Annotated in this window: 19 protein-coding genes and 5 tRNA genes; 23 read left to right on the top strand and 1 reads right to left on the bottom strand. The window is 40.4% G+C overall.

Annotated elements, in window-relative coordinates; genetic code table 11:
• Nucleotides 1-103: 103 nt before the first annotated feature.
• The 23 genes from sdaAB to rplL all read left to right on the top strand — a co-directional run bounded on the left by sdaAB (nucleotide 104) and on the right by rplL (nucleotide 17,454).
• Nucleotides 104-766, top strand: coding sequence for an L-serine ammonia-lyase, iron-sulfur-dependent subunit beta (gene sdaAB / locus VPHSUH08_RS06225; RefSeq protein ID WP_005385446.1), 663 nt, complete (start codon nucleotides 104-106; stop codon nucleotides 764-766).
• An 11-nt stretch (nucleotides 767-777) separates the two neighbouring features.
• Entirely contained in the window at nucleotides 778-1,650 is an 873-nt protein-coding gene (gene sdaAA / locus VPHSUH08_RS06220) for an L-serine ammonia-lyase, iron-sulfur-dependent, subunit alpha (RefSeq protein ID WP_005385447.1), read from the top strand.
• 68 nt (nucleotides 1,651-1,718) lie between these two features.
• On the top strand, nucleotides 1,719-3,137 hold the full coding sequence (locus VPHSUH08_RS06215; protein WP_060924356.1) for a CCA tRNA nucleotidyltransferase: 1,419 nt from the start codon (nucleotides 1,719-1,721) through the stop codon (nucleotides 3,135-3,137).
• Entirely contained in the window at nucleotides 3,137-5,104 is a 1,968-nt protein-coding gene (locus VPHSUH08_RS06210; protein ID WP_173015035.1) for a penicillin-binding transpeptidase domain-containing protein, read from the top strand. The genes VPHSUH08_RS06215 and VPHSUH08_RS06210 overlap by 1 nt, the downstream gene beginning before the upstream one ends.
• Before the next feature lie 118 nt (nucleotides 5,105-5,222).
• Entirely contained in the window at nucleotides 5,223-6,050 is an 828-nt protein-coding gene (locus tag VPHSUH08_RS06205; RefSeq protein ID WP_105087015.1) for a bifunctional 5,10-methylenetetrahydrofolate dehydrogenase/5,10-methenyltetrahydrofolate cyclohydrolase, read from the top strand.
• Nucleotides 6,043-6,384: a hydrogenase maturation nickel metallochaperone HypA gene (locus tag VPHSUH08_RS06200; protein ID WP_008602471.1), complete on the top strand. Its 342-nt coding sequence runs from the start codon at nucleotides 6,043-6,045 to the stop codon at nucleotides 6,382-6,384. Before VPHSUH08_RS06205 ends, VPHSUH08_RS06200 begins: the two co-directional genes overlap by 8 nt.
• A gap of 15 nt (nucleotides 6,385-6,399) precedes the next feature.
• Nucleotides 6,400-7,053 (top strand): hydrogenase nickel incorporation protein HypB, encoded by a 654-nt coding sequence (hypB, locus tag VPHSUH08_RS06195; protein WP_060919012.1) that lies wholly within the window; start codon nucleotides 6,400-6,402, stop codon nucleotides 7,051-7,053.
• Complete coding sequence (locus VPHSUH08_RS06190; RefSeq protein WP_105087014.1) at nucleotides 7,050-8,471, top strand: hypothetical protein; 1,422 nt, start codon at nucleotides 7,050-7,052, stop codon at nucleotides 8,469-8,471. Before hypB ends, VPHSUH08_RS06190 begins: the two co-directional genes overlap by 4 nt.
• A 28-nt stretch (nucleotides 8,472-8,499) precedes the next feature.
• On the top strand, nucleotides 8,500-8,964 hold the full coding sequence (gene brxF, locus VPHSUH08_RS06185) for a BREX-3 system P-loop-containing protein BrxF (protein ID WP_004695092.1): 465 nt from the start codon (nucleotides 8,500-8,502) through the stop codon (nucleotides 8,962-8,964).
• A gap of 446 nt (nucleotides 8,965-9,410) precedes the next feature.
• A tRNA-Thr gene (locus VPHSUH08_RS06180) sits at nucleotides 9,411-9,486 on the top strand.
• Nucleotides 9,487-9,496: 10 nt separating this feature from the next.
• Nucleotides 9,497-9,581 (top strand) — tRNA-Tyr (locus tag VPHSUH08_RS06175).
• Nucleotides 9,582-9,586: 5 nt separating this feature from the next.
• Nucleotides 9,587-9,662, top strand: a tRNA-Met gene (locus tag VPHSUH08_RS06170).
• A gap of 31 nt (nucleotides 9,663-9,693) precedes the next feature.
• Nucleotides 9,694-9,769: transfer RNA gene (locus VPHSUH08_RS06165), tRNA-Thr, on the top strand.
• Between the two features lie 5 nt (nucleotides 9,770-9,774).
• A tRNA-Met gene (locus tag VPHSUH08_RS06160) sits at nucleotides 9,775-9,851 on the top strand.
• A gap of 180 nt (nucleotides 9,852-10,031) precedes the next feature.
• A complete protein-coding gene (gene tuf, locus VPHSUH08_RS06155) occupies nucleotides 10,032-11,219 on the top strand; it encodes an elongation factor Tu (protein WP_012864763.1) in 1,188 nt (395 codons plus the stop codon).
• A 335-nt stretch (nucleotides 11,220-11,554) separates the two neighbouring features.
• Entirely contained in the window at nucleotides 11,555-13,792 is a 2,238-nt protein-coding gene (locus VPHSUH08_RS06150) for a nitric-oxide reductase large subunit (RefSeq protein ID WP_105087013.1), read from the top strand.
• Between the two features lie 272 nt (nucleotides 13,793-14,064).
• Nucleotides 14,065-14,214 (top strand): 50S ribosomal protein L33, encoded by a 150-nt coding sequence (gene rpmG, locus VPHSUH08_RS06145; RefSeq protein WP_004693530.1) that lies wholly within the window; start codon nucleotides 14,065-14,067, stop codon nucleotides 14,212-14,214.
• Nucleotides 14,215-14,257: 43 nt separating this feature from the next.
• Entirely contained in the window at nucleotides 14,258-14,479 is a 222-nt protein-coding gene (gene secE / locus VPHSUH08_RS06140) for a preprotein translocase subunit SecE (RefSeq protein WP_004693531.1), read from the top strand.
• 12 nt (nucleotides 14,480-14,491) lie between these two features.
• Nucleotides 14,492-15,028 (top strand): transcription termination/antitermination protein NusG, encoded by a 537-nt coding sequence (nusG, locus tag VPHSUH08_RS06135; RefSeq protein WP_004696753.1) that lies wholly within the window; start codon nucleotides 14,492-14,494, stop codon nucleotides 15,026-15,028.
• Nucleotides 15,029-15,129: 101 nt separating this feature from the next.
• Nucleotides 15,130-15,555: a 50S ribosomal protein L11 gene (gene rplK, locus VPHSUH08_RS06130; RefSeq protein ID WP_004693535.1), complete on the top strand. Its 426-nt coding sequence runs from the start codon at nucleotides 15,130-15,132 to the stop codon at nucleotides 15,553-15,555.
• A gap of 76 nt (nucleotides 15,556-15,631) precedes the next feature.
• The gene (gene rplA / locus VPHSUH08_RS06125; protein ID WP_004693536.1) at nucleotides 15,632-16,342 is read left to right on the top strand and encodes a 50S ribosomal protein L1; all 711 of its coding nucleotides are present in this window, start codon (nucleotides 15,632-15,634) and stop codon (nucleotides 16,340-16,342) included.
• 175 nt (nucleotides 16,343-16,517) lie between these two features.
• On the top strand, nucleotides 16,518-17,015 hold the full coding sequence (gene rplJ, locus VPHSUH08_RS06120; protein ID WP_004693539.1) for a 50S ribosomal protein L10: 498 nt from the start codon (nucleotides 16,518-16,520) through the stop codon (nucleotides 17,013-17,015).
• A 70-nt stretch (nucleotides 17,016-17,085) separates the two neighbouring features.
• Complete coding sequence (rplL, locus tag VPHSUH08_RS06115; protein ID WP_004693540.1) at nucleotides 17,086-17,454, top strand: 50S ribosomal protein L7/L12; 369 nt, start codon at nucleotides 17,086-17,088, stop codon at nucleotides 17,452-17,454.
• 42 nt (nucleotides 17,455-17,496) lie between these two features.
• Here rplL and VPHSUH08_RS06110 read toward each other — a convergent pair whose 3' ends face one another.
• Nucleotides 17,497-19,137 carry a glycosyltransferase family 39 protein gene (locus VPHSUH08_RS06110; protein ID WP_105087012.1) on the bottom strand — a complete coding sequence of 547 codons (1,641 nt, stop codon included), beginning with the start codon at nucleotides 19,135-19,137 and terminating at the stop codon, nucleotides 17,497-17,499.
• Nucleotides 19,138-19,167: the final 30 nt, after the last annotated feature.

The following is a 19,167-nucleotide window of genomic DNA, read 5'->3' as shown; positions in this document are numbered from 1 at the left end:
AAAAATGCCTCTAATGTGCATATAGACATTAATCAATATCGATTGTTATACTATAGGTAAAGTAAGATTTTCTCACATTATTTATGTGTATATAGAGGCGTGTATGAATAGTATTTTTGATATTATAGGGCCTGTTATGATTGGCCCGTCTAGTTCGCATACAGCTGGTGCTGCGCGGCTAGGTAAGATGGCGCGGTGCATATTCCGTTCCACACCTAAAAAGGTAGATTTAACCTTATATGGCTCTTTTGCTAAGACCTATAAAGGCCATGGTACAGACCGTGCCTTGATTGGGGGATTATTAGGTTTTAAAGAGGATGATACGAATATTCGTGTTGCTCATAAATTAGCTGAAAAAGAGGGCATGGAGTATAACTTTATCGAGTCTCCGCTTGATGTAGGTCATCCTAATGTAGTTCGTTTTGATATGTACGATGAACATAATCGTCATATGACTGTGATTGGTCGTTCTCTTGGTGGCGGTCAAATTATGATTACCGAAGTAGATGGCAATGATATGTCTATTACTGGCGATGAGTTTACTCTTGTTGTATTCCATGAAGATAGACCTGGCGCTATCTCTTTGGTGAGCCAAGCATTGAGTGAGTCCGATATTAATATCGCTACCATGCGCGTGTTTCGGAAGGGTAAGCACAAGGATGCAGTGATGGTCATTACTACAGATACAGTAGTAAATCCTATTACAGTTCAGTTTATGCGCGAGTGTCCAGGCATTCAAGATGTGATGACCTTTGAAGCGTTATAGGAGGGCGAATGATGAGTTATGCATACGATACAATTGCAGATATTATTCGCTTAGCTGAGGAAAATAACATTTCCTTTGGTGAAGTAGTACTGCGTTATGAATTAGAAAATTATGACCGCAGTGAAGAAGCGGTTATTCGTGAAATAGAGCATCGTTTAGACATCTTTGAAGGTTCTATTCAAGATGGTATAGACTATGCAGAAAAAACAGCGTCTGGTATGTCCGGTGGCCAGGCAGCACAGCTTAATGGACAAACACCAAGATTTATGAGTGATATTGCGTACAAAGCTATGACCTATGCTATTGCTGTTAATGAAGCAAATGCAAAGATGTTCCGCATTGTTGCGTGCCCTACGGCTGGATCTTGTGGTGTTATGCCTGGTGCGGTGAAAGCAGTAGCGGACCATTACAAGCTAGATAGAGCAACTATGGTAAAGGGCTTCTTGGCTGCCTCTGGCATTGGCAATGTCGTAGCGAATCGCGCTTGTGTGGCCGGTGCCGTTGGCGGATGCCAAGCAGAAATTGGTACGGCCGCTTGTATGGCTGCCGGTGCCATTGTAGAAATGATGGGTGGTACGCCTCGTCAAGTAGGACATGCTATTGCATTGTGCATGAAAAACTTATTAGGCCTTGCCTGTGATCCAGTAGCAGGGCTTGTAGAGGTACCGTGCGTTAAACGTAATGGTTTCTATGCAGTTCATGCCATTACTGCATCTGAATTGGCGTTGATGAATATTGAAAGTCAAATTCCACCAGATGAAGTTATTGAAGCGATGAATAATATTGGTCGCGCTATGCCAGCCGCATTGCGTGAAACAAGTGATGGTGGCCTTGCGGTAACACCGACAGGTACAGCTATTGCAGAACGAGTGCAATCCTTATAGGATTGCACTTTTTTCATGCTTTCATTTGTAGTAAAATAAAGGTTAGACTAGTTCAGAAAGGAGTGTGCATGATGGAACAAGCCAATCGAATATTGACTGTATTAGAAGAAGCAGGTTATGAAGCCTATATCATTGGCGGAGCAGTGCGTGATATTTTGATGCATCAAAAGCCTCATGACTTTGATATTGTGACGTCTGCACGCCCTGATACGGTAATTGAAGTCCTACGCGGTCAAGATATTCAAACGACAGACTTAGTAGGAAAATCCTTTGGTGTAGTAGTAGCTACACTAGAAGGAAAGCAATATGAAATTGCAACGTATCGCACTGAACGATATGGAGCGGATAGTCATCGACCAGAAGAAGTCGCTTATGCCGATACCTTGGAGGAAGACGTGTTGCGTCGCGACTTTACGGTCAATGGCATGGCGATGAATCGTTTTGGTGAGGTCATAGACCTAGTAGGTGGACGTCGAGATATCAAGCATAAGACATTGCGAACCATTGGCAATGCACAGCAACGCTTTGAAGAAGACGCATTGCGATTATTTAGAGCATGCCGCTTTGTGGCAAAGCTAGATTTCTTACCTACCGAAGACTTATTAGAAGCTATGCCAAAGGCATTTTATCGTGTGCCTGGGTTATCTCTTGAGAGAGTCCGTAGTGAACTGGACCGACTCATGTTAGAGCCCGCTGTGGCTAAGGGCCTTGATGTATTAGTACAATCTCGCTTGGCCGAGTGCTCTTGTCGCGTTGTAGAAAATGGCATCGCTCGTGAAGTGCCTATTTTACCAGAGCTATACCATCTTGTGAATTTACCACAAGAAAAAGACTTTCACGAATTTGATGGTTGGTATCATACATTAGCCGTTGTATCTCATACAGAACCAGATTTAATATTGCGTTGGGGTGCACTGTTACACGATGTAGCAAAGGGGATGCCGGCGGTACGAGCTGTTATTAACGGACGTTTGACGGATCGTGGCCATGATACATTAGGTGCTGAAATGACAGAAACCTTGCTTACTCGTTTAGGTTACCCTAAGGCTTTTGTGCGCCGTGTAGCTTGGATTGTAAAAAATCATATGCGCTTTCACTATTTTGTACAAAATGGGGAAGCTAATGAGAAGAAGTGGATCCGTAAAGAGGCTCGCAGCGGTGAGTTTCGAGATAGTCAAATTATGCGAATTGCATGGGAACAATTATCTAAGGTTTGTGCTGCCGATGTGTTAGGCTGTGGGAAGCCTTATGCATCGACTGATGGTACCTTAGCCTTTGGTGAATGTATGGCAGATCTTAGCCTAGAGATGCCTATCCATACAAAGGATTTAAATTATGACGAACGAGTTATTAAGCTTGCAGGGAAAAAAGTGGGGGAAGGATTGCAGTATTTATTAGGTCAGGTACAAAATGGGGTGATTCCCAATGAACCAGATGCATTATATGATGCATTAGACCATAAGTTACGCCGTCCAGTGGAGAAATGATGAAGTTATTAAATAAAGCGTTATTACGCATGAGTGATTGGAGTCGCACTACGTGGTGCCTTGCCATACTCATGACCGTTGCCTTCGTCCTTATCGGACGTTTAGCACAGTTACAGGTCTTTGATACCTTTGACCTAGAGAAGAAAAACTTATTACAAGTTCAAGTAGATAGAAAATTACAATCGCCGCGCGGTACAATCTATGACCGTAATGGCAAGCCTTTGGCGATGAGTGTAGTTACAAAATCTTTATATGCGGATCCGAAGATGATTAAACAGTCTCCTCAAGAGATTGCGGATCTCATCTCACCGTATGTAACGATGTCAAAAGAGAATATTGTGAAAGCTTTGCAAGAGGATACCGCCTTTGTCTGGTTGAATCGTATGATGGATGCAGACAAATCAAAAGCGGTACAACAAGTTATTAAGGATAATAATATTGCAGGCCTCAATTTCGTTGAAGAATCTAAGCGCTATTATCCAAATGGTGTCTTAGCGGCACAAGTATTAGGCTTTGTCGGCACTGATGATAAAGGTCTTGATGGTCTAGAAATGGTTCTTGATGACGAATTAAAGGGGGGCGTACAACAAGAAATTGTAGCTACTGATAATAAAGGGAATGCCATCTTTGGTTCCGTATTATCTAAATTTTTACCAGATAAGGGTAAAAGCGTAACCTTAACCATCGATGCAACAATTCAATTTATTGCAGAACGCGCTCTTGATAAGGCGATGGTTGATACAGGAGCTAAGCATGCCAGCGTTATCGTTATGGATCCAAAGAACGGTGAAATATTAGCGATGGCCAATCGTCCAAGTTATGATCCTAATAACTACAACCAAAGTGGTGAAGAGGCTTTCAAAAATATTGCGGTTACCAATTTATATGAACCAGGCTCTACATTCAAACCTATCATTGCATCTGCAGCTCTTGCAGCAGGCAAATGGAAGTTAGACACTGTGTATAACGATAAAGGGGCCTTCGCTGCCAATGGACATATCATTAGAAACTGGAATGGTGAGGGATATGGTCCTGTTCGTTTGCTAGATATTTTGAAGTACTCTATTAATACTGGTATGGCTGAAATTGGTACATTAACAGGTGCAGATATTCTCTCGAAATATATACGTGATTATGGCTTTGGCTCTGAAACAGGTATTGAATTGCCTGGTGAAGGAGCAGGTATTTTGTATAATCCAGAGGATATGAGTAAGCTAGACGTTGCGACTATGTCCATCGGTCAAGGTATTGCGGTTACACCATTACAAATGGTTCGCGCCTTTGGTGCACTTTCTAATGGTGGGGCTATGATGAAACCACATATCATCAAGTCTTATAGTAACTCTCAAGGCGATGTTACAAGTACGACTGAAACATCTGTTGTGGGACAACCAGTTCCGGCGGAAACCGCTAAAACCATTGTAGATATTCTAGAAAAAGAAGTATCCGAAGGTGGCGGTACAAAAGCGATGGTAGAAGGTTATCACTTCGGCGGTAAAACTGGTACGGCGCAAAAACTAGATACCAAACATGGCGGTTATCTCGACGGACAATACATTGCGTCCTTTATTGGCTTTGGCCCTGTAGAGGATCCAAAATTTGTAGTTCTTGTCGTTATTGATGACCCACAAAAGGGTTCTTATTATGGTAGTCAAATTGTAGCCCCTGTATTTAAGGACATCGTATCTCAACTTGTACGGTATTACCAAATGAGTCCGTATGTTAAAGAAAGTACACCAGTAGCTGTTAAAGCTGCTAATACATTACCTGAACCAAAACCGGGAAGTGATGGTTCTGTTACATTGCCTAACTTTACTGGTTTTACCTATGGTGAAGTGCGTGATTGGTTACATAAGGCGGGACTTGCCTTTAAACCGGATGGAACTGGTACGGCTACATCTCAAGATGAAAGTAGCGGTACAACTGTTCAGGCTGGTACAGCAATTACTGTTCATTTCCGTAGATAAAACGAATTCGGTCATAATTAGAAATTATAGACAGTTCGTTATATAATAGAATAAGAGACTTAGGTGCCTCTCCGGAGGCACCTTATTTTATAGATAGTTTGAATGAATGGAGATACTTATGATCGAATTACGCGGTAAAGCAGTAGCAGACGCTCACAAGGCGATTTTACAAGAAAAAGTTGCAGCAGTTGGCGACTCTGTAATTACTATGGCAGTATTACTCGTTGGTGAAGACCACGGTGCTCATATGTACGCTACATTTATGGAAAAGACAGCCAAGAACTTTGGCTATGGTTTTGTGCTAAAGCAATTGCCTGAAACGGCAACACAAGATGAAGTAGTAGCGGCGTTGCATGAATTAAATACTGATGCATCTATTCATGGAATTTTACCGCTAATGCCAATGCCTAAACACATTGATACAGAAACTCTTATCGATATGTTAGATCCTAAAAAAGATATTGATGGTCTTACAACATATAACATCGGTTTAGTAACAGCTGGTAAGGGTGGCTTTGCTCCTTGTACGGCTAAGGCTTGTATAGCTATTTTAAATCACTATAATATTCCTTTAGAAGGAAAACATGTGGTTGTAGTCGGTCGTAGCCAAGTTATCGGTAAACCTGTAGCGCTTATGGCACTCGCTGCACATGGTACTGTTACAATGTGCCATTCTAGAACTTCTGATCTAGTAGAGCAAGTAAAGCGTGGTGATATTATTATTGCTGCGGCTGGTCGTGCTCATATGATTACTGCTAATATGATTAAGCCTGGTGCTGTTGTTATTGATGTAGGTATTAATGAACTGGACGGCAAAACTGTAGGTGATGTTGATTATGATGCGGTAAAAGATATTGCATCTGCCATTACTCCTGTGCCAGGAGGTGTTGGATCCGTAACAACGACAATGATGTTAGAAGCGGTATACGAGGCATACCATGCATGAGATGTCTATAGCAGAAGGTATTCTTGATGTAGCGCTCGATACCTTACGTCAACACGATGCGACAGTCATTCATTCTATTCAACTAGACTTAGGGTTAATGAGTGGGGTAGAACCTGATTCATTGTTATTTTGTTGGGAAGCCATTACAAAGGGAACCCCTGCGGAAGGCTCACGCATAGAAATCAATACTATTCCTATTGAAGGAAAGTGTTTAGATTGTGATAAAATATTTTCTGTAAAAAATTATACGTTTATTTGTCCTTATTGTGACAGCCATTTCGTACAAACTATAGGCGGTCGTGAGTTACAAGTGACCTCTATGGATATCGATTGATAGAAAGGTTAGGGCATGCAAGTTCAAGTTAAAACTAATGTACTGGCAAAAAACGATGCTATTGCAGAGGCTTTACAACAGTTGTTTAAGGAAAAGAATATATTTGTATTTAATCTGTTAGGTTCACCTGGGGCAGGTAAGACTTCCCTTTTGGAGGCAACCCTACAAGATTTAAAAAAGGAGTATCGCTTAGCCGTTATTGAAGGCGATTTATTTACGGCAAAGGATGCCAAGCGCATTCATGAGTTGGGTGTGCCTGTTATCCAGATTAATACGGTTGGTGGGTGCCATCTCGATGCACAGATGATTCAAGATGCCTTAGGTGATCTGAATCTTGATGACCTCGATATGATTATTATCGAAAATGTAGGCAATTTAGTGTGCCCTGCGGAATTTGAGATTGGTGAAAGCATGAAAGTAACGGTTTTATCTGTTACCGAAGGTGAAGATAAGCCCCTTAAGTATCCGTTAATCTTTAAAGAGTCTAAGGCCATCCTTATTAACAAGATTGATTTATTGCCCTATGTGCCTTTCAAAAAGGAGCAGGCAATACAAGATATCCGTAATTTAAATCCAAATGGAGAAATTTTTGAAGTAAGTTGCACCGCCCACAACGGTCTTGAACCATGGTTGAATTGGTTGCGTGCACAGTTGGAGAATAATCGATGAACTATTCTATGAAGAGCCGTATTGTAGCGGCCCTCCTTGTGGGTTTGTGTGCTACTACAATCAGTTATGCAGCAGAGCCTGCCATTTCCACTTTTAATCCAGTTGCAGTAGAAACTACTGATGACACTAACGTTGTAGCTCAAGATTCCGCTAATGCGAGCAATGATGGTAGTGTAGATGGAACTGGTGAGGTTGATAGCTTGTCTTACCTTGATAATGCACCAGTTAGAGTTGTTAAGCTAGACCCAAAAACGAAACAGGAAGGTTCTAAAACTGGATGGCTCGCAGAGCAAATGGCTGTAACTGAATTTGGTGATTCTATACAATTCTGGCAAGCGGCTAGTGAGAACGAAGGTCCTTTGCCGAGTATCACTCAGAATAATTTAGCTGATATTGGTAAGTCTTATACGGCAAACAGTTTACCGCCTTTAGGTTCTCAAGATGACTATGCTATTGGCACATACCGATTGGGGAATCAGTTTGAAGTCCCAAAAGATGTAGAAAAAACTGAGGTACGTGATAACTTTACTACGTATTACATGAAAGATGTAGCAGTAACTGTATATACTGGACCTGCTCAAGAATTGTTGGTTAACAATCAATTGCGCGGTCAAGGGGCGACTTACTTCTTTGAACCAAATACTATTACAAATATTCATAGTACGAAAAAAGGCGCTAATACAGTACGTGACATTGGTCCTGGTAGCACACGGATGGAATTGATATTTGCCTATGGCAGTCCTAATGCGATGTGGCGTGATAAGAAAAATGAGACGTATATTTTCCTTTATGAGGGGCATTCCGAAAATTCATTGCCTCAAAAAAAGGAGTTTAAGAGTCCTGTAGAGAATACAAATAGTAATAGCCAACAACAATCTATGCTTGGTCAGCAAAAAGAATATATTGCTTTCACCATTAAACAAAGCAATATAGAGGCTGTAGACATTATTAGTGGACAAGTATGGCCTAGGTTTGGATTGCCGAAAGCTGAAGTGTATGATTTTGAAGCTGGTACACTTACGGCTGATGATTTTGTATTGCGTGGTTTCAAGTTGAATGACCATTTTGTTAATGATCCTAATAATGATTGGAAACATCAAGGCATATTGTTTGGCTCCACATTTATTGGCTATAATGAATACGGTGTGAGTGTAGATAAAAAAGATCTTATCAATCGCGTATTATTAAATGTGTATACGCCTACACGTCGTGGAATCGCGATGGGTGATACCAAATATTTATTGCTCTTTGTGTATGGTATGCCAACTCGTATTGTTGAATCTACAACAAAGGCGGGGACGTCTACCGTATATGAATATAAAAATCCAGCGGCAAGCAACTCTTATTTACAGTTTGCCCTAGATGATAAAAACCAATATATCAAATCCGTTATGTTATCTGACCGTCCTGTAAAATAGGATAGGTCACAGCGAGGAGGCAAAGGGTATGGTTACTGTACAAGATGTAAAAGAACGTTGGGAAAAGATTCAAGGTGATGATGAACGTATATTGTTTATCGTTGGTGGTCCAGGTTCTGGTAAAAGTTTGCTAATTCGTGAATTGTCTGAGCAGAAGGGCTGGAAATACTTGGAAGCTAAGCAACTCATCGAGGAAGAGTTTTTGCTCGTGCCTCGTGATGAACGGCCTCAATTAGCGGAAGAAGTTATTTGCCGTGCTCTTAGCCGTAGCGATACGGAAGTAGTCTTGCTAGATGGCATTAATGTATTCTTTGCACCTATCTTAAATCTAAAACCATTTGAGTTGTTAAAAACTATTAGTAAGAAGTATCCTATTGTCGTTGGCTGGCGTGGACATATTGAAGGGGATCAGTTGTACTTAGAACATAACAATAATCCTAAACATGCTGTAGTTAGTATTGCACATCCAGATCATGTTATTGCAATCGACTAAATGTATGTTTGAACATATTGGTTGAATATAGGGAAAACTATAGATGTATAGAAGGAGATAGCGGGCTATCTCCTTTTTTAGTTATATAATTACAGTTATTAGGTAAAAAATATAGTTTTGTAATTTCCTATTATTTGATTTTAGTAAACCTGAAATATGGATGTTAGCAGACATGGACTGGTAAGGAATGAAACTATGTAAAGGTATATAAAGAATATACTAGTAAATAAAAGTTGATTACTGGATATATACTGAAAACGAGGCATTTTATAGAGGATTGATAAAATATAAATTTTTTTTGACAAAATACTTGCATAGGGTATCGTTTCATGTTATTATGATTAAGCACTAAGAGTGACCACAGTGAACGAAAAACTTCAAAAAAGTTTTTAAATGTTCTTGACACTTAGTGTGCTAGGTGATACAATTCATCTTGTCGTAATGATGCTGGCGTAGCTCAATAGGTAGAGCAGCTGACTTGTAATCAGCAGGTTGTGGGTTCAATTCCTATCGCCAGCTCCATTTTATTTATGGAGGGATTCCCGAGCGGCCAAAGGGAGCAGACTGTAAATCTGCCGTCTTCGACTTCGAAGGTTCGAATCCTTCTCCCTCCACCATTCATAGCGGGGTGGAGCAGTTGGTAGCTCGTCGGGCTCATAACCCGAAGGTCGCAGGTTCAAGTCCTGTCCCCGCAACCATAAAAACCACAGTGAAATGATCGTTCATTGTGCTGGTGTAGCTCAGTCGGCAGAGCGTATCCTTGGTAAGGATAAGGTCACCGGTTCAATCCCGGTCACTAGCTCCATACATGGCGGCATAGCTCAGTTGGCTAGAGCAATCGGTTCATACCCGGTGTGTCCGCGGTTCAAATCCGTGTGCCGCCACCATTAAACCTCACCTTGGTGGGGATTTTTTTATTTCTTTACATATGACATGCTATTCTAAGACTTTGTATATATGGTATAATAATAGGTAAGGAAATCTTATATTCCATTGATAAATTAGGGTTAATATATTATATTAATACTAGAATGTAATTTGTTTTTGTGAAGGAGGATATAATCCTAATGGCAAAAGAAAAATTTGAACGTACGAAACCGCATGTTAACATCGGTACAATCGGTCACGTTGACCATGGTAAAACTACTTTGACTGCTGCAATCACTAAAGTATTGGCTGAAAAAGGTCAAGCTGACTTCCAAGATTACAGCATGATCGATAAAGCTCCAGAAGAACGTGAACGCGGTATCACAATCAACACTGCACACGTTGAGTATGAAACTGCTAACCGTCACTATGCACACGTTGACTGCCCAGGCCATGCTGACTATGTTAAAAACATGATTACTGGTGCGGCTCAAATGGACGGCGCTATCTTGGTTGTATCCGCAGCTGACGGCCCTATGCCTCAAACTCGCGAACACATCTTGTTGGCTCGCCAAGTTGGTGTTCCTGCAATCGTAGTATTCTTGAACAAAGCTGACATGGTTGACGATGAAGAATTGATCGAATTGGTAGAAATGGAAGTTCGTGAACTTCTTTCTTCCTACGAATTCCCTGGCGACGAAGTACCTATCGTTGTAGGTTCCGCATTGAAAGCTTTGGAAGGCGACGCTCAATATGTAGCTAAAATTGACGAATTGATGGATGCTGTAGACTCCTACATCCCAACACCAGTTCGTGACACTGATAAACCTTTCTTGATGCCTGTGGAAGACGTTTTCACAATCACTGGTCGTGGTACAGTAGCAACTGGCCGTGTTGAACGTGGTCAAGTAAACGTTGGTGATACAGTTGAAGTAGTAGGCTTGAAAGAAAAAGCTGAACAATACGTAGTAACTGGTCTTGAAATGTTCCGTAAAGTGTTGGATTCTGCAGTAGCAGGTGACAACGTAGGTGCATTGCTTCGTGGTGTTGACCGTAAAGACATCGAACGTGGTCAAGTATTGGCTAAACCAGGTTCCATCAACCCACACACAAAATTCAAAGCAGAAGTATACGTATTGACTAAAGAAGAAGGTGGTCGTCATACTCCATTCTTCTCCAATTACCGTCCACAATTCTACTTCCGTACAACAGACGTAACAGGTGTTGTAAACCTTCCTGAAGGTGTAGAAATGTGTATGCCTGGCGATAACGTAACAATGGAAATCGAATTGATTACTCCAATCGCTATCGAAGAAGGTCTTCGCTTTGCGATCCGCGAAGGTGGCCATACAGTAGGCGCTGGCGTAGTAACAGAAATCGAAGGTTAATACAAGTTTATAGCTCAATGTATCGATACATTAGCTATATAATTGAATTTTAGATTCAATAAAAGGGACCCAATGGGTCCCTTTTATTTTGTATATATTGATGATTAAGAGTATAGAATTGAATCGCTAATATATTGAAACAATGATGATTTTGTAATGTGACATATACGTTGTATTCAGGCTTCAAAGGATAATCATACTATTGATACAAATTGAGAAGAAATTTTAATATATTGTAACCTTAGATACAACTTTATTTATAAAATTAGTGTATATTATATATGAGGAGAGCATAGGCTCTCTTTTTGTGCTTTTATAGAAAAGGAGGTAATGTGATGGGCGAATACAAAAAGTATTGGATAGCCGTAGTAGCAGTTCTTATTATTGGATTCTCTATTCTTGGCTATTTGGGTACTGATGTATATCATCAAGCGCCACCGGTACCAACCGCGTATGTATCTCAAGATGGACAGGTTTTGTTCACTAAGGATGATATCTTACATGGTCAATCGGCTTGGCAATCTACAGGTGGTCAATCTGTAGGGACCGTACTAGGTCATGGCGCATATCAAGCCCCGGACTGGACAGCTGATTGGTTGCACAAAGAAGTGTCCGTAATGCTTGATATCAAGTCTCAAGAAGCTTTTGGTGTTCTTTATGAACAGTTAGGTGATGTGCAGAAAGCGGCTGTTAAAGAAGCAGTTAAAGCAGAGTACTTTAACAGTGCTGTTCGTGAAGATGGAACTGTTGTGCTTTCACCGGAACGTATTACAGCGATGAATTTAACCGGACAATATTTTATTGAACTTTATGGTGATAACCCTAAATTGTCCGAAACACGCGATCATTTTGCGATGAAAGACAATACGTTGCCAGAATTAAAAGATCGTATTGATATGGCACGATTCTTCTTCTGGACTACGTGGATGGCATCGACTCAACGTCCTGGTACAGATGCAACATACACCAACAATTGGCCTCACGAGCCATTGTTAGATCATAATCCGACACCGGAAAGCGTAGTTTGGTCTGTGGTGAGTGTTATTATCTTACTTTGTGGTATTGGTATTGTCGTATGGATGTGGGCATTTGGTCGTAAAAGCGATGAACATGAATTAACACCGCCTGCGGAAGATCCGATATCCAAATTGAATCTAACACCGTCTCAACGGTCTTTGGGAAAATATTTATTTACAATTTTGGCATTATTTTTACTACAACTTGGTATGGGCGGTATCATTGCGCATTATACTGTGGAAGGGCAGGCTTTCTATGGCATTCCATTGGCGCAGTATTTTCCATATTCTATTGCTCGTACTTGGCATATTCAAGCATCCTTGTTCTGGATTGCAATGGCATTCTTGAGTGCCGGTTTATTCTTGGCGCCGATTATTAATGGCGGTAAAGATCCTAAGTTCCAAAAATTAGGCGTGGATATTTTGTTCTGGGCACTCGTTGTGTTGGTAGTGGGTTCCTTTACAGGTACATATTTAGGTGTTGCTCATGAGATTCCGGCGTCTCTAAACTTCTACTTGGGTCACCAAGGATATGAGTTTATCGAGTTGGGGCGCGTATGGCAATGGATTGAATATATCGGCATTCTATTTTGGCTTGTACTCATGGTGCGCAGCATCATTGGTGCTTTCAAAAATAAAGGGGATAAAAACCTTATTGCTGCCTTTATTTTCTCCGTTGTGATGGTCGGTATTTTCTATGGACCAGGTCTTTTCTACGGAGAACACAGCCACTTGGCAATCATGGAATACTGGCGCTGGTGGGTTATTCACCTTTGGGTAGAAGGATTCTTTGAAGTATTCTCTACTACGTTGATGGCCTTTATTTTCGTAACACTTGGTCTCGTATCTTACCGTGCAGGTACCATAGCAGCGATTTCGTCCGGTGCCATTTACCTTATCGGCGGTATCCCTGGTACATTCCATCATCTTTATTTCACCGGTGTTACATCGACTATCGTGGCCACAGGGGCATCGTTCTCCGCGTTGGAAGTAGTGCCTCTTGTACTCTTGGGATATGAAGCGTTTGAAAATTATACACGCCTTCATAGTGCTCCTTGGATGCATCGACTAAAATGGCCTGTATACTGCTTCATTGCCGTATCCTTCTGGAACTTGGTGGGTGCAGGCATCTTCGGCTTCTTAATTAATATGCCGGTTTCCTTGTTCTATATTCAAGGTCTAAATACGACAGCTGTTCATGCTCATACGGCGTTGTTCGGCGTATACGGGTTCTTGAGTTTAGGCTTTGTATTCCTCATCGCTCGTTATATTCGACCTGAAGTGGAATTTAACGACAAGTTGATGAAATTCGGTTTCTGGGCATTGAATTGGGGCCTTGCGTTAATGGTTCTTATCAGTCTATTGCCAATTGGCTTGATTCAAAGTTGGGCAAGTGTTACACAAGGCTTATGGCTCGCTCGCAGTGAAGACTTTATGCAACAACCATTGTTACAAAATTTGCGTTGGCTTCGCATGGTTGGCGATACCATCATGATATTGGGGGCATTGGCCTTCTTCTGGCAAATCGTGAAAGTAACTTTCACAAAGAAACAGTAATAAACGAAGCAATAATAGTAAATATGTAATTATAATATTAAATATAATATATATATAAGCTAACTATAAGCTAATATGACATGGCGTTCTTTGGGTAGACAAGGGGCGCCATTGTCTGTTATACTATCCATGTCAGGCATACGTGCCTGGCTTTTTTGAGTTGCTTAATTTCTTGACATCGCTTGCTACGTATGATATAGTTTTTTAGTATGTAGTCGAGCGTTTTCGAGTACAAGAGACAGATTAGTAAATATAAAGCGAGGTGTATCCGGATGCGTAATGCCATTACTTTAGCTTGCACAGATTGCAAACAACGCAACTATCAAACGAACAAGAATAAAAAGAACAATCCTGATCGTATTGAAATGATGAAATATTGCAAATTCTGCGGTAAACATACATTACACCGTGAAACAAAATAATTCTTATCATTCATTACCTGTTGATTTGAGGATGTGAAACACAATGGCAAAGTCTAACTCAGCAGTGCAGCAGCGTGGTGGATTTGGAAAATTCTTCCGCGGTGTGAAAGCTGAACTAAAAAAAGTAGTCTGGCCAACAAAAAAAGAGCTTATCAATTACACAATAGTAGTATTTTTAGTGACCATATTCATCGCTTTGATTATTTCTGTGCTTGATGGACTCTTCGCCCAACTTTTTAATACGTTGTTGCACTTTGTTGGATAAGGGGGCCATTACATGGAAGCAGATAAGAAGTGGTATGTAATTCATACCTATTCAGGCTACGAAAATAAAGTAAAAACCACTCTTGAACTTAAAGTTCAATCTATGGGGCTACAAGATGTGATTAGCCGAATTTTGGTGCCTCTTGAAGACGAAATAGATGAAAAAGATGGGGTTAAAAAAGTAGTAAAACGTAAGATATTTCCTGGGTATGTATTGGTGGAAATGGAAGTTAATGACCGTTCTTGGTATGTTGTACGCAACACGCCAGGTGTTACAGGTTTCGTTGGCTCTGCTACAAAACCAGTTCCACTTTCTGATTCCGAAGTAGAACATATACTTAAGTCTCAGGGCTTGGATAAGAAACCAACCATTAACGTTGATGTAGAAGTTGGTGAAACGGTTCGCATTACGTCCGGTGCCTTTGAAGATAAACTAGGTGTTATTACCGAACTTAACCCTGAAAAAGGAACATTGAAACTTAGTGTGGAAATGTTCAATCGAGATACCGAGGTAGAGGTAGAGTTCTCTCAAGTTGAGAAAGCTCTTTAATATATAAATATAACTCTAAAAAGAGCAATCGATTTTGGTTGCCAGTGGGAGGATGTATATCCGTTACCACCACAGTATAAGCATAGGAGGTTTAATTACCCATGGCTAAGAAATTAGTTAAACAAGTAAAACTACAAATTGAAGCCGCTAAAGCTACTCCAGCACCACCAGTTGGTCCTGCACTAGGTCAAGCAGGTGTTAATATCGTTGCTTTCACAAAAGAATTCAACGAACGTACTGCTAAACAAGCTGGCTTAATTATTCCAGTAGTTATTAACGTATATGAAGATCGTAGCTTCGACTTCATCACTAAGACTCCACCAGCTGCAGTATTGTTGAAAAAAGCTGCAGGTATTCCAAAAGGTTCTGGTGTACCTAACCGTGATAAAGTAGCAAAAGTAGGTCGCGATAAAGTTCGTGAAATTGCTGAATTGAAAATGCCTGACTTGAATGCTAATACCGTAGAACAAGGTATGCGCATGGTGGAAGGTACTGCTCGCAGCATGGGCATTGAAATCGTTGACTAATAAGCGTACGACTTGCGCATAAGGCGCAAATCGGTGGGAGGGAATTCCCGTTTGACCACATAAGGAGGATATTATAATGGCAAAAGTAGGTAAGAAATACGCTGAAGCAGTAAAACTTATTGAAGCTGGTAAATTCTACGAACCAGTAGAAGCAATTGAGTTGGTTAAGAAAACTGCAACTGCAAATTTCGATGAAACAGTTGAAATTGCTTTCAACTTGAATGTCGACCCTAAATACGCTGATCAACAAGTTCGTGGTGCAGTAGTATTGCCTCATGGTACTGGCAAAACTAAACGCGTTCTTGTATTCGCAAAAGGCGACAATATTAAGGCAGCTGAAGAAGCTGGTGCAGATTTCGTAGGTTCTGAAGAGTTAGTAGCTAAAATCCAAGGTGGTTGGAGCGACTTCGACGTAGTAGTTGCTACACCAGACATGATGGGTCAAGTTGGCCGTCTTGGTAAAATCTTGGGTCCTAAAGGCTTGATGCCAAACCCTAAAGTTGGTACAGTAACTCCAGACGTTGCTCGTGCAGTAAATGAAATCAAAGCTGGTAAAATCGAATACCGTACTGATAAAGCAGGTATTATCTCTTGTTCTATCGGTAAAGCATCTTTCGATGAAGAAAAATTACTTGACAACTACCGTACAATCGTTGATACTATTATCAAGGCTAAACCTGTAGCAGCTAAAGGTCAATACATTAAATCTGTAACCTTGTCCGCTACAATGGGCCCTGGTGTACCTTTGAACGTGTTCAAATTGAGCACTGTTTCTAAAGAGCAATAATTAAATATGTCTCTTAGCTGTAGACGGCTGGTATGTATAATGGATGAAAATCCGCCCGCTGAGGCTGACACTAGAACAACCTAGGACTAGTTACGACCTCATCGCGTGCGATGGGGTCGTTTTTACGCTAAGATAGTACATAGAGCACCAAAAAAATCTACAAGGAGGTAATCTAATGGCTGTCACTGAATCAAAAAAAGCAATCGTTGCTCAAATGAAAGAAACTCTTTCTGAAGCAAAAGGTGCTGTATTGATTGGTTACTCTGGTTTAACTGTTGCGCAAGCAACTGATCTTCGTCGCAAAATGTTGGCTGAAGGTGTTGAATACAAAGTAATCAAAAATACTTTGACTCGTATCGCTGCAAACGAATTGAATCTTGAAGGTTTCGCTGAGCATTTAGAAGGCCCAACTGCGTTGGCTACTTCTAAAGATGATGCTGTTGCACCTGCTCGTGTAATCGAACAATTCATCAAAGCAACTGAAAAAGAAGTTGTAACAGTTAAAGCTGGTATCGTTGAAGGCGAAGTTATGGACGCTGCAGGCATTAAAGCAATTGCATCTCTTCCAAATCGCGAAGGTATGCTTTCCATGTTGCTTTCCGTATTGCAAGCTCCTGTTCGCAATGTTGCATACGCTGTCAAAGCTGTTGCAGAAGCAAAACCTGCAGAATAATATTTTTTGCAAAGTATTCGTTGGCCGCTTGAGGCTGGCACTATAAACTAATTTATGGAGGAAATCTAAAATGGCATTGAACATTGAAAACATCGTTGCTGAATTGAAAGAAGCAACAATCCTTGAACTTAATGATCTTGTAAAAGCAATCGAAGAAGAATTTGGCGTAACTGCAGCAGCTCCTGTAGCTGTAGCAGCTGCTGGTGGTGCTGAAGGCGGCGCTGCTAAAGATTCCTTCGACGTAATCTTGAAAGATGCTGGCGCATCCAAAATCAACGTAATCAAAGTTGTTCGTGAAGCAACTGGTCTTGGCTTGAAAGAAGCTAAAGCTATCGTTGATGGCGCTCCTGCACCTGTAAAAGAAGGCGTAGCTGCTGAAGCTGCTGAAGCTTTGAAAGCTCAATTGGAAGAAGCTGGCGCATCCGTAGAATTGAAATAATTCTGGACATATTAAAGGCGTACCCTATGGGTACGCCTTTTTCTATTGGAGTTTATAAATTGATGCGAGTTTTGTTTTGTTAACTAATTTGGCTTTTGGATACGGTAATGTATTAGAGAAATCCTTATCATATTTTTTAGGAACGATGACATAGGCACCGCGATTATTTGATGTATTACTTAAAAATGTTTCCTTAGTTATGGTAGGCATTAATGTTTTGCCTTCGGTCCATATAGAATCATCAGTTGTATCTACGAAAACTTGGGTAGGTGTAGTGTCCATGTAATATACAATGGAAGTATAGTAATTGCCATATACATATATTGGTTTTGATGTATCTTCGATGAACGTTTTGAACTGTAAACCAGACTGATTAAACAATATTGGTGGTACTGTAATCGTAATAGCCGAGTACAACGTAATTAGTGGAATTAAAGCATATATTGCTAGTTTGAAAAATGATGTTATGTAGTATCGACCGATTAAAATTATACATACTATAATAAAGGAACCAACGATTAATGGTTTACTATCAAGACTTTGATCAAAAGCTGTAGCAAATGTAAAAATCATGTAGTAAATACCTAGTGGTAGGGTAATTAAATAATTAAACTTTTTGAATGATTGAGTAAATTCACCGGTTTCTTTGTCAGTAATTAATTCACAAATTTTTACAGCCGCCCATATTATACAAGGGATAATGGCAGGTAATGTGTAGGTTAGATACTTTGTAGCTACTAGAGAGTAGAATAGAACTATAACTATAAACCATATAATACCTAATAGATCAAAATCATCTTTCCAGTTAAGATCTTTTAAATGATAGACTATTACAGGTGTCCATGGTAATAGTGAAAGGGGTACAATTAATAGATAGTAATACCATACATTAAATTTAGGATGCTCAGATATAAGAGCTCGATCTACATTGTGTAGACCTAAGAATCCAGAAATAAACTGCTCACCGTGAATGGAATACATAGCGATATACCAAGGGCTAGCTATCGCTATAAAGGCTAATAGTCCTAAGGGATTAAATAGTAATTTAATATCCTTTGAAAGCTGATAACTTTCATCTTTTCTATGGACTATATAGCGAGCGCATATATAAATGAGTAATATTAGACCGGGCAAGATGATGCCTATAGGTCCTTTGGTAATTACAGCTAAGGCAGCAGCAATGTAAGCTTTCACCATAGCTGACTTGTCATTATTGGTAAAAGCTAAATAGCTATATCCAAATATAGCTAAGGTGAAGAGAAGTAGAAATCCGTCGGTTATAATTGCATGAGATATGTACCAAAACTGAAGTGTACTCATTAATAGAATAGCACAGAGTACACTAGCAAAAGTATTTTTAGATATGCGGTAAATTATATGGTACATTAGGGCCACGCTGGCTCCCGCAACAAGCGTATTCGGTATACGAGACGTAAAGTCAGATATGCCAAATAGTTTGTACGTAATCATAAGCGCCCAATAGGTGAGCGGCGGTTTATCGTACCATACGTGATCGTATATCATAGGGGATATCCATGAGTTATGTTTTAGCATGGTGATGGCGGAGAGAACATAGTTGGACTCCACCGGATCAGTGATTGGCAAATAGGCATTATAAAAGCCGTAGCTCAAAACGGTTAATAAAAAGAGCGCACCTATGCGCAGCATGTGATTGTTAATCATAGTTACTCCTTACTTATATAGTTTATATTA

Origin of the sequence: Veillonella sp. S13054-11 (genome assembly GCF_002959795.1) — a bacterium.
Classification (GTDB): Bacteria; Bacillota; Negativicutes; order Veillonellales; family Veillonellaceae; genus Veillonella; species Veillonella parvula_E.
The sequence above is the reverse complement of the archived record's forward strand: the minus strand, read 5'-3'. Positions and strand labels throughout refer to the sequence as shown.

Coding starts and splice junctions, on each gene's coding strand:
- brxF (WP_004695092.1), top strand. CDS start 8,500: ATGGTTACTGTACAAGATGTAAAAGAACGTTGGGAAAAGATTCAAGGT.
- VPHSUH08_RS06215 (WP_060924356.1), top strand. CDS start 1,719: ATGATGGAACAAGCCAATCGAATATTGACTGTATTAGAAGAAGCAGGT.
- rplA (WP_004693536.1), top strand. CDS start 15,632: ATGGCAAAAGTAGGTAAGAAATACGCTGAAGCAGTAAAACTTATTGAA.
- nusG (WP_004696753.1), top strand. CDS start 14,492: ATGGAAGCAGATAAGAAGTGGTATGTAATTCATACCTATTCAGGCTAC.
- rplL (WP_004693540.1), top strand. CDS start 17,086: ATGGCATTGAACATTGAAAACATCGTTGCTGAATTGAAAGAAGCAACA.
- VPHSUH08_RS06210 (WP_173015035.1), top strand. CDS start 3,137: ATGAAGTTATTAAATAAAGCGTTATTACGCATGAGTGATTGGAGTCGC.
- VPHSUH08_RS06205 (WP_105087015.1), top strand. CDS start 5,223: ATGATCGAATTACGCGGTAAAGCAGTAGCAGACGCTCACAAGGCGATT.
- VPHSUH08_RS06110 (WP_105087012.1), bottom strand. CDS start 19,137: ATGATTAACAATCACATGCTGCGCATAGGTGCGCTCTTTTTATTAACC.
- rpmG (WP_004693530.1), top strand. CDS start 14,065: ATGCGTAATGCCATTACTTTAGCTTGCACAGATTGCAAACAACGCAAC.
- rplJ (WP_004693539.1), top strand. CDS start 16,518: ATGGCTGTCACTGAATCAAAAAAAGCAATCGTTGCTCAAATGAAAGAA.
- hypB (WP_060919012.1), top strand. CDS start 6,400: ATGCAAGTTCAAGTTAAAACTAATGTACTGGCAAAAAACGATGCTATT.
- VPHSUH08_RS06150 (WP_105087013.1), top strand. CDS start 11,555: ATGGGCGAATACAAAAAGTATTGGATAGCCGTAGTAGCAGTTCTTATT.
- rplK (WP_004693535.1), top strand. CDS start 15,130: ATGGCTAAGAAATTAGTTAAACAAGTAAAACTACAAATTGAAGCCGCT.
- sdaAB (WP_005385446.1), top strand. CDS start 104: ATGAATAGTATTTTTGATATTATAGGGCCTGTTATGATTGGCCCGTCT.
- VPHSUH08_RS06190 (WP_105087014.1), top strand. CDS start 7,050: ATGAACTATTCTATGAAGAGCCGTATTGTAGCGGCCCTCCTTGTGGGT.
- VPHSUH08_RS06200 (WP_008602471.1), top strand. CDS start 6,043: ATGCATGAGATGTCTATAGCAGAAGGTATTCTTGATGTAGCGCTCGAT.
- secE (WP_004693531.1), top strand. CDS start 14,258: ATGGCAAAGTCTAACTCAGCAGTGCAGCAGCGTGGTGGATTTGGAAAA.
- tuf (WP_012864763.1), top strand. CDS start 10,032: ATGGCAAAAGAAAAATTTGAACGTACGAAACCGCATGTTAACATCGGT.
- sdaAA (WP_005385447.1), top strand. CDS start 778: ATGAGTTATGCATACGATACAATTGCAGATATTATTCGCTTAGCTGAG.